Source organism: Desulfocurvus sp. (assembly GCF_023230885.1).
In the GTDB taxonomy this organism is placed as follows: Bacteria; Desulfobacterota; Desulfovibrionia; order Desulfovibrionales; family Desulfovibrionaceae; genus Desulfocurvus.
In genome coordinates this window covers 1-11,936 of sequence record NZ_JALNWM010000096.1, presented here as the reverse complement: position 1 = coordinate 11,936, position 11,936 = coordinate 1, and the positions used below count along the sequence as shown (strand labels likewise).

Here is an 11,936-nt window from a genome sequence, read left to right as displayed (position 1 = left end):
TTGCGCTCCTCGTCGAAAACATGTCGTGGGGTAAAGGGGCGTGAATCCAGAACGAAGCGGCGAGGTGCGCCGTTCGCTGTCCAACTATCCAACAAGTATTAAAAAATGTCCAGCCGGGACGATCCTCCGAACGCGGTGCCGGGCGCTTCCCGTCCGGCACCGCGGCCGCGGCGGGAGCTGTCATCCGGGAAGGGGGATGAAGTCCCGCCTGTTTTCCGCACAGGCGCCCGGCCCGGGCCGGTGGGCGGGGAACAGGCTGCCGGAAACGAGAACACCGGCCGTTTCCGACCGGTGTTCCTCTCGTCCCGAAGGGGTGCGCAACGCGCCAAGTGTCGGCCCTGTCGGCCCCAAACCCCGGCAGCCCATCGCCCCGAAGGGATGAAAAGGCCAAGCCCGCAGGGCGGCGCCGCCTCCTTCGGCGGCGTGCCCACCGTCTTCGTCGGGGGCCAGGGGGAGGAAGGATCGACTCCATCCCCCTGCGAGGCCGCGTGCCCCTGATCCCTGCCGCAGGGCAGGGGGCCGGGCGCTGGCCAGGGCCCGGCCGGGAGCGCCGCTCCCGCCGGCCCCGGGGCCCGGGGCGAATCACGGGGGCGCCGCCCGCGCCGCCCTACTTGTTCATCATGTCCAGGAAGATTTTGTTGTTCTTGGTGCCCTTCATCTTGGAGAGCAGGAAGTCCATGCTGTCGATGGTGTTCATGGGCGAGAGCAGCTTGCGCAGGATCCAGACGCGGTTCAGCACGTCGGGCTCCAGGAGCAGCTCCTCCTTGCGGGTGCCCGAGCGGTTGATGTCGATGGCCGGGAAGACGCGCTTCTCGGACAGGTGGCGGTCGAGCTGGATTTCGCTGTTGCCCGTGCCCTTGAACTCCTCGAAGATGACCTCGTCCATGCGCGAGCCGGTGTCCACCAGGGCGGTGGCGATGATGGACAGGCTGCCGCCTTCCTCGATATTGCGCGCGGCGCCGAAGAAGCGCTTGGGGCGCTGCAGGGCGTTGGCGTCCAGGCCGCCGGAGAGCACGCGGCCCGAGGAGGGCGTCACGGCGTTGTAGGCGCGGCCCAGGCGGGTGATGGAGTCGAGCAGGATGACCACGTCCTTCTTGCGTTCCACCAGGCGCTTGGCCTTTTCGGAGACCATCTCGGCCACCTGGACGTGGCGCGCGGGCGGCTCGTCGAAGGTGGAGGAGACCACCTCGGCCTTGACCGTGCGCTCCATGTCCGTGACCTCCTCGGGCCGCTCGTCGATGAGCAGCACGATGAGGTAGGCGTCGGGGTGGTTGGCATTGATGGAGTTGGCGATGTTTTGCAGGAGCATGGTCTTGCCGGTGCGGGGCGGGGCGACGATCAGGCAGCGTTGGCCTTTGCCGATGGGCACCAGCAGGTCGATGATGCGCGAGGAATAGTTCTGTTCGCCGTTTTCCAGGCGGAAGCGTTCGTTGGGGTAGATGGGGGTGAGGTTGTCGAAGAGAACCAGGCGCTTGGTGGCCTCGGGTTTTTCCATGCCGATCTCGCTGACGCGTAGCAGGGCGAAATAGCGTTCGCCTTCCTTGGGCGGGCGGATCTGGCCGGTGATCATGTCGCCCTTGCGCAGCCCGAAGCGGCGGATCTGCGAGGGGGAGACGTAGATGTCGTCGGGCCCGGGCATGTAGCTGTACATGGGGGAGCGCAGGAAGCCGAACCCGTCGGGCAGGATCTCCAGCACCCCTTCGCCGTAGATGTTGCCGTTTTGCGAGGCGCAGGCCTTGAGGATGGCGAAGATGAGTTCCTGCTTGCGCAGGCTGCTGGGGTTCTCGATCTTGAATTCCTGGGCCAGCTCCATCAGCTCGGCCATGGACTTCATTTTGAGTTCGGCTTGATTCATGTGTCTCTCCGCTGGAGGCGATGTTCCCGGTCCTGTGCCCGGGTGGCTGAGGTTGATCGGATGCGACGCCGCGCCCCGGCGCGGGACGGACCAAGCCAGGGCCGCGAGCCGCAGGGGAGCAGGAGCGCAAAAAGAAAGAGCCGTGGATTTGGTGCGGGTACCGAAAACCGCAAACGTGCTATCCGCCGTGGATGCAACACGAGTGTGCTACGGCCGTGGCCGTTCTATCGACTTCGCGGCAATGAGCGAATGTGCAGGCTTAGGGGTATTGTCGAAGCGGGTTGCTGTTATGAAACGGACCCACGGGAAATCATGCAAACAGTTGCCGTCTACTACCGCAGGAAAAAGGCGTTTGCAAGGGCTTTCTACTGTTCGTCCCTGGTTCGGATCACGTCGGCGAAAATCGCTTCAACCTCGGTGCGTATGGAGTCCTGGTCGCGGCCCAGGGCGTGGGCCAGCTCCAGGGTCAGCAGGCCCATGGCCTGTTCGAGCAGGCGGTGCTCGCCAAAGGACAGTTCCTTGTCCTTGCCGATGAGCAGCAGCTCCTTGAGGACATAGGCCACGTCGGCCAGGTCCTGGCTTTTGAGCTTCTCGGAGTATTCGCGGTAGCGGCGGTTCCAGTTCTGCCCCGAGTAGCCGGTGAAGCCAGCGCGGTCTTCAAGGCTTTTGAGGATGCTCTGGGCCTTCTTGCGCGAGCATACGGCCCGCAGCCCGACGTTGAGGGCGTTGAGCACGGGAACCATCAGCGTCACATTGTTGGACAGAATGCGGACGATGTAGAATTCAGCGCGAACGCCGCCGATTTCCTGCGTTTCTATGCGCTCGACCTTGCCTACCCCCTGGGCGGGGTAGACCACGAGGTCGTCGATGGCGAAATGGGTCGGCACGATATCACACACCTTGGGAAATTACACACACAGAAAGACAGGATAGACCAGATTCAAGAATTAGTCCAGGTTTCATCGGGCTTTTCACCGGGCCGGGCGTCGAAGCCGTTCAGGTACTGCACGGCGTGGGCGAACCCCCGGCGCAGATACAGGGTCAGGCCCTTGGCCGCGGCCTGGGCCACCAGGGCGACGATCTCCAGCTCCTCGCGGGTGAAGGGCTCGAGCACATAGTCGCGCGCGCCGCCCCGGCCCTCGGGGCGGCCGATGCCCAGGCGCAGGCGCAGGAAATTCGGCGTGCCCAGGTGTTCGGTGACGGACTTGATGCCGTTGTGCCCCGCGTCGCTGCCGCCCTTCTTGAACTTCATGCGCCCCAGGGGCAGGTCCAGGTCGTCGTGCAGCACGATGACCTCGCCGGGATCCAGGCCCAGGCGCGCGGCCAGACGCCCCACGGCCAGCCCTGAAAGGTTCATGTATGTCTGAGGCTTGGCCAGCAGCAGGGGCGCCGCGTTGCGCACGGGGCGGCACTCGCGGGTCGGGCAGTCGCCGCGCAGCTCCAGGGCCGGGCACTTGCCCGGGCCTCCGGCGGCCTCCACCAGGGCGTCGATGGCCAGGAAGCCGAAATTGTGTCGCGTCAGCTCGTACTCGGGGCCGGGGTTGCCCAGCCCGGCGACGAGGGCGGAATAGTTCTTCATGGCGGTTGCGGGTCGGGGTGGGTGGGGGATGGGGCTGGCCGCCGGAGCGCAGGCCCGACTCTAGCCGAAGGGGCGCACGGCGCGCAAGGGGCCCCGGGCCCCCAGCACGAAAGGGCCCCGGGGAAGCTCCCCGGGGCCCGGTGTTCCGGTATGCGTCGCGGGGCGCTATTCGGCCTCGGCTTCGCCTTCCTCGGCTTCGGCGGTGGGCGCGCTCAGGCCGACCACGGCGAAGTTCTCGTCGTACAGCGCCTGCACGCCCTTGGGCATGGCGATGTCGGCGATGTGGATGTTGTCGCCCAGGTCCAGGGGCGACACGTCCAGGACGATCTTGTCGGGGATGTCGGTGGGCAGGCACTCCACGTCCAGGCCGTCGCGGAAGACGATGAGCTTGCCGCCCATGACGGTGCCCTTGGGCTTGCCTTCGGTCTCCACGGGCACGCGCACGCGCACGGCCTTCTTCAGGTCGACGCCGAAGAAGTCCACATGGGTGATTTCGGTCTTGAAGGGGTGGCGCACCAGCTCCTTGATGAGAGCCGGGCGGGTCTCGCCGCCCTCGATGTTCAGGTACACGAGCTGGGAGTTGCCGGCCTTGGCGTAGGCCTTGTTCAGCGGCAGGGGCTCCACCTGGATGAGCACGTTCTCGCCCTTGGCGTAGTAGACGCCGGGGACAAGGCCCTTGCGGTGCAGCTCGCGCATGGCGCCTTTGCCGGTCACTTCGCGTTTCTGGACGGTGAGGGAGATCTGGTCGGACATGGGTTGGGTTCTCCTTGGCCCCGTTCTTGCCCGGGCCCGTGCGGCCCGAGGGACGGTGCGACAGTGTTTAGACGAAAAGCACGCTCACGGAGGATTCCGTGTGGATGTTGTGGATGGCCTTGCCCAGCAGGCCGGACAGGGAGAGCACCCGCAGCTTGGGGCACTGCTCGACCTTGTTGCCCACCGGGATGGAGTTGGTGACGATGACCTGGGAGTAGAGGGACTTCTGCAACCGCTCGGTGGCCGGGCCGGAGAGCACGGCGTGGGTGGCGCAGGCCATGACTTCCTTGGCGCCGTTCTCCATGAGCACGTCGGCGGCGGCGGTGATGGTCCCTGCGGTGTCGATCATGTCGTCCAGGACGATGGCGGTCTTGCCCTTCACGTCGCCGATGACGTTCATGGCCCGGGCCTGGTTGGGCGCGTCGCGGCGCTTGTCGATGATGGCCAGGCTGGCGCCCAGGCGCTTGGCGTAGGCTCGGGCGCGCTCCACGCCGCCCGCGTCGGGCGAGACCATGACGATGTCGTCGTCGGTCTTGCGCAGGTGCTCAAGGAGCACCGGGGCGGCGTAGATATTGTCCACCGGCAGGTTGAAGAAGCCCTGGATCTGGCCCGCATGCAGGTCCACGGTGACCAGGCGGTCGATGCCGGCCACGGTGAGGAAGTCGGCCACGAGCTTGGCGCTGATGGGCGCGCGGGGGGCGACCTTGCGGTCCTGCCGGGCGTAGCCGTAGTAGGGCACGACGGCGGTGACGCGACCCACGCTGGCGCGCTTGAGGGCGTCGAGCAGGATGCACATCTCCATGAGATGGAAGTTCACCGGCGCGCAGGTGGGCTGGACCACGAACACGTCGGCCCCGCGCACGTTGGAGCCGATCTCCACCCGGATTTCGCCGTCGCTGAATGTGTCGGTCAGACACTGGGTCAGCTCGCAGCCCAGGTGGTTGCAGATTTCCTTGGCCAACCCGGGGTTGGCGGAGCCGGTCATGATCTTCAATTCGCCGATGGCCATTGGCACTTCCTCGAAAATGAGATGGCTGGGGCGGTAGGACTTGAACCCACGGATGACGGGACCAAAACCCGTTGCCTTACCAACTTGGCGACACCCCAGCGCTAGAAATGGTGTACGAAGGCGCTCACGGCGGCCTTCTGGAGCCCGCGCGCGCAGCGCTCGGCCCGCGGGGCATCCCGGAACAGTCCGAGCAGGCTTGCTCCGCTTCCGCTCATCACCGCTCCGCAGGCTCCGGACCTGAGTAGTTCTTCCTTGTATTTCCGCAGGATGGGGTGTGCGGGGAAGACCACTTCCTCGAAGCTGTTGTACAGCGGGGGCAAAGAGCAAGGGCAGCTTTTAAACCGCTCCCCGGCCCATGTCAAGGAACTGTAATGCGCGCTGATGCCCGCCGGGCGCGCCGCGCCGTCGGGCCGGGCGGCGTGGGCGGCGTCCCAGGCGGCGTAGGCCCAGGCGGTGTCCACATGCACGGCCGGGCACAACAGTACCAGGGAGAATCCGTCCAGGGCAAGGTCCACGGGCGTCAGCTCGTCGCCGATGCCCTCGGCCCAGGCCGGGCCGCGCCCCAGGAAGAAGGGCACGTCGGCGCCCACCTCCGCCCCCAGGCGGGCCAGGGCCGCGCCGTCCAGCGCCCGGGCCCCGGCGCGCTCGTTGAGGGCGAGCAGCACGGCGGCGGCGTCGGCGCTGCCCCCGCCAAGGCCCGCCCCCAGGGGCACGCCCTTGTCCAGGCGCACGGCCAGGGCCGGGGCGAAGCCCGTGGCGGCGGCAAAGGCCCTCCAGGCCCGGGCCACGGTGTTGGAGTCGCCTTGCAGGGCCGGGTCGGCGGCGGACAGGGAGAATGGGCCGCCCTGGGGTCCGAAGGCCAGGGTCAGGCGGTCGCCGGGCGCGGGCAGGGGAACGAACAGCGACTCCAGGGTGTGGTAGCCGTCGTCGCGCCGCGCGGTGATGCGCAGGTGCAGGTTGACCTTGCAGCCGGTGGCCAGGGTGACGGTGTCGGTGGCGCTCATGGGCCGCAGGGTGGCCGAAATCGTGCCCCGAGGCAAGGGGCGGCGGGCGAAAAAACGGGGGGCCTCGCGGCCCCCCGATGCGTGCGTCGGAGCCCTATTTCCCGGGCAGGGCGATGGTGCGGAACACCGTGCGGCCCTGGCGCTGGATGAGCAGCAGCAGGGCGCCCTTGCCGCTGGCGTCCTTCTCGTAGATGCTGTTCAGTTCGTCCGCGGAGGACACGTCCTTTTGGTTGGCCTGCAGGATCACGTCGCCGGGGCGGATTTCGCTTTCCTGGGCCGGGGAGCCGTCGTCCACCTCGGTGACCAGCAGGCCCTTGCCGGGCTCCAGGCCCAGGGCCTCGGCCTCCTGGGGCGCCACGGCGCGCACCGTCATGCCCAGCAGGGCCCTGGTGTCGCCGGGGGTGCCGGGGGCGTCGCCGTCGCGCCGGGCCTGGATCTGCTCCCCGCGTTCGCCCAGGGTGACCTTGACCTTGCGCTCCTTGCCGTCGCGCCACAGGCCCAGGGAGATGGTCTGCCCGGGGGGCAGGGAGGCCACGGCCCGGACCAGGTCCGCGGCCTCGGCGATTTCGGTCTTGTCCACCCGGACGATCACGTCGCCCGGCTTGAGCCCGGCCTTGGCCGCAGGCTGCCCGGCGATGACCTCGTTGACCAGCGCCCCGCGCGGGGCGCCCAGGCCCAGGGCCTTGGCGGTCTGCTCGTCCACGGGCTGGTAGGTGATGCCCAGCCAGCCGCGGTGCACGGCCTGGTCGGTCTTGAGCTGCTCGATGATCCGCCGGGCCATGTTGCTGGGGATGGCGAAGCCGATGCCCTGGCCCGAGGCGATGATGGCGGTGTTGATGCCCACCACCTCGCCGTCCATGTTCAGCAGCGGGCCGCCGGAGTTGCCGGGGTTGATGGACGCGTCGGTCTGGATGAAGTCGTCGAAGGCGCCGGAGCCGATGATGCGGCCCTTGGCGCTGATGATGCCCGCCGTGACCGAGTGGTCCAGGCCGAAGGGGTTGCCGATGGCGATGACCCACTGGCCGACCTCGGCCTTGTCGGAGTCGCCGAAGGGCAGGGTGGGCAGTTCGCCGTTGGGCGGGTCGATCTTGAGCAGGGCGAGGTCGGTTTCCGTGTCGCGGCCGACGATGGTCGCGTCGATGAAGTCCTTGCTGCCGCGCAGCTTGACGCGCACCTGGTCGGCGTTCTGGATGACGTGGTTGTTGGTGACGATGTAGCCGTCCTGGGAGATGATGAAGCCCGAGCCCAGGGAGCGCTCCTTGCGCGGCTGCTGCCCGGGGGTCTGGTTGAAGAATTTCTCGAACTGGTCGAAGAAATCGTCGAACGGCGTGCCGCGCTGGTGGAACTTGAAGAACTCGCGCATCTGCTGCGACTGGGCCACGGTCTTCTCGGTGCTGATGTTGACCACGGCGTCGCCGGTGCGCTTGGCGAGGTCGGTGAATTCGGGCAGGCTGCCGAAGGCCAGGGCCGGAACGGTCCAGGCCACGACGAGCAGCGCCGCCAGCAGGGGGGCTTTGGTTTTCCTGAGCTGCATTCTGGTCCTCCGTATAGGGGCATGTCGGTCGCGGCGGGCATGCCGGGCGGCTCGCAGCCGCGCCGCCGCGCCGCAATGCCAAAGTATAATGCCGCCGGGATTTGTGTAAACAGCTTGTGCCGATATTGGCACATGAATCCGCAGGCGGGGCGCCCGGAAGGCCGCGCGCCCCGGGCGGCGCCCGGGACGGGGGCTTCGCGCCAGGAGGCCGGGCCCAAGCCGGGCCCCCGGGCTCCGGGCGCCGGGCGCCGGGACCGGGGAATAGCGGTTGCAATTTTCCGTGGCCTTGGCTAGGAATATTGCCCCTCCGGCTTTCCGGCCGGTCCGTGCGCTCGTAGCTCAGTCGGATAGAGCGACAGCCTCCTAAGCTGTAGGCCGCAGGTTCGATTCCTGCCGGGCGCACCAGAAAAAGCACCGAACCCCAAGGACTTTCGCAGTTCTTGGGGTTCTTCGTTGTGGGGCGTTGTGGCCCAGTGGTCACGTATGGGTCAACTGAGAACGGTTTGGAATCCATGGGGCAGGTTGTGCGGGTTTTGGGGCGGAAAAGGCGCACTTCTGAGCGGGCAGAAACGGCGAATACTCTTGCATCATAGGCAGTTCCTTCCAGTGGTGCAAGAAAAAGGGGGGTGGGCGCGTGGTGCCCCATGCACCCCCTGTGACTGCCTGCCGGAAATGGCCCCCTTGAAAATTGTGCCCGGTCATTCCGGTGCGGGACTGACATGTTGTTTTTGCAGGAGGGGGTGGGCCGCTGCGGTGATGGTTTCCCGTCGCCTCGTCCTGTCCAGCGGCCTACAAGGTGCCAGCCTTGCGCTTGCCCTCCAGCATCTTGTGCATCAGTTCGATGTGGTCCCGCTCCAGCACGCTCCAGTAGAAGTTGCTCCGCTGCACCTGCCACAGGTAGTGCTTCTTGGCCTTGATAGACTCCTCAAGGACGTATGCCTTCTTCCGCGAGGACAGCGGTCCCATCTTGGCGAAATCATCCTCCATGGCCTTCAGTTGGGTCTGGATGCTTCCGACGATCAGTTCCTTGATCTCCCTGTGCGTGTCCTCTCCGACTTCAAAGACATCCCTGTCCGCCTCCGGGATGTTCTTGGAGAGCATCTTGCCCCAGCGATTGGTGAGACGTGCCCATGAGCCGATATATCCCTTGTAGACGTGCTGTGGTTCCTCCTTGGAGAAGTAGCGCGTCATCTTGTCCATGTCGCCGTCGAAGGGCTGCACCAGTGTGACGTAGGGGGCGTCCTTGCGCGCGACCTTGATGATCCTGCACCACGTCGGGTCCAGCCAGGACCAGAACTCGCTGGGGCTGGTGCCGTCCATGAGGTTGCCGAGGATGTGGTAGTGCGGCCTTCCCGTGTCCTTGTGCGGTTCAATTCGCCAGAACCACCACGACTTGGGGAAGTTGTGGTTGAGCCTCCTGCGCAGGTGGTCGAGGTCGGATTTCCAGACCTCCGGGTTGGGGCTGACCTTGTCCGTGTACGTCAGGGTGACCACCACCTCCGGCATCGCGCCTCGCTTGAGTCCGTTGAGGGCCTTGATGTAAGCGTTGCGGCTCCTTGGAGAGAATTCCGGCATGGTGGTCGGCGTGGACCCTTTGCTCTTGCTCTTGGGCTTCGGAGAGGTTCCCGTTGTGTTTCTCTTGCCACGAAGGGTGCCGAGGTCTGCAACGATGATGTTCCCACCTTGGATCGTGAGCCTGTGGGAGGGAGAGGACGTGGTGGAGCCTGCCATGTCGAATTCCTTTGATGGGCTGAGATAATTGAGAAAGTGCCGATATGCAGTACTTCTAACAAGGTAGGGGGGAGAGAGACATCGACTGCACAGGGTCGGATAGGCAATCACGGCAGCAAGGTCAATGCGTTCTAGGTGCCATGAGCGGCATCATTGAAATCAACCCGAAGGGAAGGTCCGGGAGGATATTCCTGTGATCCTAGCGGCGTGAAATCGTGTTGCTGCCAGTGGGGAATTGGATGCGTTGACGAAAAGTTGTGATTGAGCCATAGAAATCATCCAATACATCAATATTTGAGGGGGACGGTTCAGATGCTTCGAATGATCAAGGTGTTGCTAGTTGGGCTGTCATTGGTGATTGGGGCCGCTGCCGTAGCTCACGCTTGGGGTCTGCCCGTGAGTGGGTTCAACAGGCATGTGGATGCGGCTTTGCAGAAGGAACGCTGGAGCAAGGCGGACGAAGCCAAGGAGCATTGGCGGCAGGCTGCGGAGCTTGGCGAGGAATTGCTGGCCTCCATCCCTGATCGTGCAGCGTTTTTGATGGGGACGGCCAGGGCCTATTACGGGCTTGGGGATTACGCGAAGAGCGTTGAATTGTATGAGCGGATGATCCGGTTCCGCTCTGAGGCTGGCGATCCTGATCCCGCGAAATCCTTCCCGTGGGTCTACGTGTACCTTGGGCTTGCCTACGCCAAGTCGGGAGATGCCGCCAAGGCCGTGCAGCGTTGGCAGCAAGTCGGCCCGAGCATCGGTGCGGTGTATGGGGTTATTGAGAGTGAACTCGCGCGGTTGGGCGACGGTGTGAAGAAGGCGGAGGTGCAATAGCCGTGGGTAAGAAGAAGACGATGTTTTCCTTTGCCGTGGTGCCTGCGTTGGCAGTTCTCTTGCCAGCCATTCCTTTAGCAGCACAGGATGCGACGCCTCTGGGGCAGGCGGCCTCGAACATTGAGGCCGCGATCTCTTCCTCTATGTCCAGCGCAGGGCAACCCGGGCAGCCCACCATGGGGCAACTCGGTGGTGTGCAAGGCGGGTCCGATTCTGGTGATGCTGGTGGTGGGGCTGGGGGAAGTGGAGGCTCCGACGGGAGTGGTGGGGCTGGTTCTGGTGGGGGAGGCAGTTCTGGAGGCGGTGGTGGCAGAGACTGATCCCCCGATCGTTGAGTATGAAGATGCGGAATTTTTTTGGGCAAGCCTGACTGACTACGATGCTCAAATCCGTTCAATTTTCGCCACTGAGAACATAATCACGGAAGCATTGCGGGTTTTTCCTGCGCAACACGGCACGGCTGTCGCCGATCTCGGATGCGGCGTGGGGCGTTCATTCCGGCATCTGCGATCTTTCCGAGTTGTTTATGCAGTCGACAACTCAAAGAATATGATCAACAAGGCGATGGAACAACAGGAAGCAAACGTCGTGCTTATGGAAGGACGCATTGAGGATGTCGCATTACCAGAACGGTGCGGTCTCGTCCTTGCCCTCGGTTCCGTCATGCCAGAAAACAATGATCACTTTCACGTGATGATGGAAAATATCGTCCGCAACACTGCGGATGATGGCGTCATAATGCTCTATGTCCCGTCAATGGAGTCGCGTACGTTTGCCTTCCAGAAACATGTGGACATGATGATTGACGAAGGGCGCACTCAGGAAGAAATCGTAGATACGACAAGGGCTAATATTCTTCGTTACCAATTCAATCCCTTGGGATACATGCTCACAGACAGCAGCCTTCTTCAAAAACAGTGGTTGAAGGAGGAGATTGAGTATCGATTGGCCCGGTATTGTTTTCAGAGCATTTGCGTGGAAAAGTTTGAGTTGGATTGGGATAAGCAAGTCAACCTTCCGCAATACGGTCATTACCCTCCCCATTGGAATTGGTTCGTCACTTTGAGGCGTTAATCGAAAAGATCATAACCAGTTGATTTTTCGACTATGCCGTTGCCCCCCCTTGTGCCCGGTGAGGCGGCTTCATTACCCTTGGTCGTCGATGCCCGTCGGTTCTTCCCCGTACCCCGGTTCGGCGATGCCCTCGTCCATGGCGAGTTGCAGGATCGCGTTTCGCTCCTCTTCCGGGAGTGCAAGGATGTCCCTGAAGCTCCATGTCTTGTAGTCCGCGAAGATGGTGTTGAACGAGTTGGCGGCCTTGCGGAGCTTTTCGTCGCGCAGGTGGGCGTAGCGTTGCGTCATCTGCCCGGTCTTGTGCCCGAGAAGGCTTTGAAGATGGTAGAGGCTTTCACCGTGGGCCACGACGTTGGTTGCGAAGGTGTGCCGCACGTCGTGCATGCGGATGTCTTGCAAGCCCGCCTTGGCGCGAATGCGCTTCCATGTGTTGTCCAGCGAGTGGAAGTACGCTCCCGTTGAGGATGGGAACACGTAGTCGCTGATCCTTGCCGCCCGCGCCTGTTCAAGCACTTCGTAGGCGAGATCGTTCATGGGCATGATCTGCGTTTTGCGATTCTTGGTGGTCATGC

At 64.1% G+C, this 11,936-nt stretch carries 11 protein-coding genes and 2 tRNA genes; 3 read left to right on the top strand and 10 right to left on the bottom strand.

From position 1 onward, the window contains the following. Positions 1–607: 607 nt before the first annotated feature. The 8 genes from rho to M0P34_RS08425 form a co-directional block, all read right to left on the bottom strand. A complete protein-coding gene (rho, locus tag M0P34_RS08460) occupies positions 608–1,855 on the bottom strand; it encodes a transcription termination factor Rho (RefSeq protein ID WP_028587040.1) in 1,248 nt (415 codons plus the stop codon). 365 nt (positions 1,856–2,220) lie between these two features. Continuing rightward, on the bottom strand, positions 2,221–2,742 hold the full coding sequence (locus M0P34_RS08455; RefSeq protein ID WP_291498399.1) for a CarD family transcriptional regulator: 522 nt from the start codon (positions 2,740–2,742) through the stop codon (positions 2,221–2,223). 53 nt (positions 2,743–2,795) lie between these two features. Next, the gene (pth, locus tag M0P34_RS08450; RefSeq protein WP_291498397.1) at positions 2,796–3,434 is read right to left on the bottom strand and encodes an aminoacyl-tRNA hydrolase; all 639 of its coding nucleotides are present in this window, start codon (positions 3,432–3,434) and stop codon (positions 2,796–2,798) included. Positions 3,435–3,599: 165 nt separating this feature from the next. After that, positions 3,600–4,187 (bottom strand): 50S ribosomal protein L25, encoded by a 588-nt coding sequence (locus M0P34_RS08445; RefSeq protein WP_291498395.1) that lies wholly within the window; start codon positions 4,185–4,187, stop codon positions 3,600–3,602. A 67-nt stretch (positions 4,188–4,254) separates the two neighbouring features. Beyond that, complete coding sequence (locus M0P34_RS08440; RefSeq protein WP_291498393.1) at positions 4,255–5,196, bottom strand: ribose-phosphate pyrophosphokinase; 942 nt, start codon at positions 5,194–5,196, stop codon at positions 4,255–4,257. A gap of 22 nt (positions 5,197–5,218) precedes the next feature. Further along, positions 5,219–5,294 (bottom strand) — tRNA-Gln (locus tag M0P34_RS08435). Between the two features lie 3 nt (positions 5,295–5,297). Continuing rightward, positions 5,298–6,200, bottom strand: a complete 903-nt coding sequence (ispE, locus tag M0P34_RS08430; protein WP_291498391.1) for a 4-(cytidine 5'-diphospho)-2-C-methyl-D-erythritol kinase — start codon at positions 6,198–6,200, stop codon at positions 5,298–5,300. 94 nt (positions 6,201–6,294) lie between these two features. After that, positions 6,295–7,734, bottom strand: coding sequence for a DegQ family serine endoprotease (locus M0P34_RS08425; RefSeq protein ID WP_291498389.1), 1,440 nt, complete (start codon positions 7,732–7,734; stop codon positions 6,295–6,297). 328 nt (positions 7,735–8,062) lie between these two features. Between M0P34_RS08425 and M0P34_RS08420 the strand changes: the two genes are divergently transcribed. After that, positions 8,063–8,139 (top strand) — tRNA-Arg (locus M0P34_RS08420). Between the two features lie 384 nt (positions 8,140–8,523). On the opposite strand, the gene M0P34_RS08415 is transcribed toward M0P34_RS08420, so the two are convergent. Beyond that, positions 8,524–9,465, bottom strand: coding sequence for a hypothetical protein (locus M0P34_RS08415; RefSeq protein WP_291498387.1), 942 nt, complete (start codon positions 9,463–9,465; stop codon positions 8,524–8,526). Between the two features lie 321 nt (positions 9,466–9,786). Here M0P34_RS08415 and M0P34_RS08410 point away from each other — a divergent pair, with 321 nt between their 5' ends. Beyond that, entirely contained in the window at positions 9,787–10,290 is a 504-nt protein-coding gene (locus tag M0P34_RS08410; protein WP_291498385.1) for a tetratricopeptide repeat protein, read from the top strand. A 219-nt stretch (positions 10,291–10,509) separates the two neighbouring features. Beyond that, positions 10,510–11,364 (top strand): class I SAM-dependent methyltransferase, encoded by an 855-nt coding sequence (locus M0P34_RS08405; protein ID WP_291498403.1) that lies wholly within the window; start codon positions 10,510–10,512, stop codon positions 11,362–11,364. 72 nt (positions 11,365–11,436) lie between these two features. Here the strand turns inward: M0P34_RS08405 and M0P34_RS08400 are convergent. Next, the coding region (locus M0P34_RS08400; RefSeq protein WP_291498383.1) for a site-specific integrase at positions 11,437–11,936 on the bottom strand (500 nt) is incomplete at its 5' end.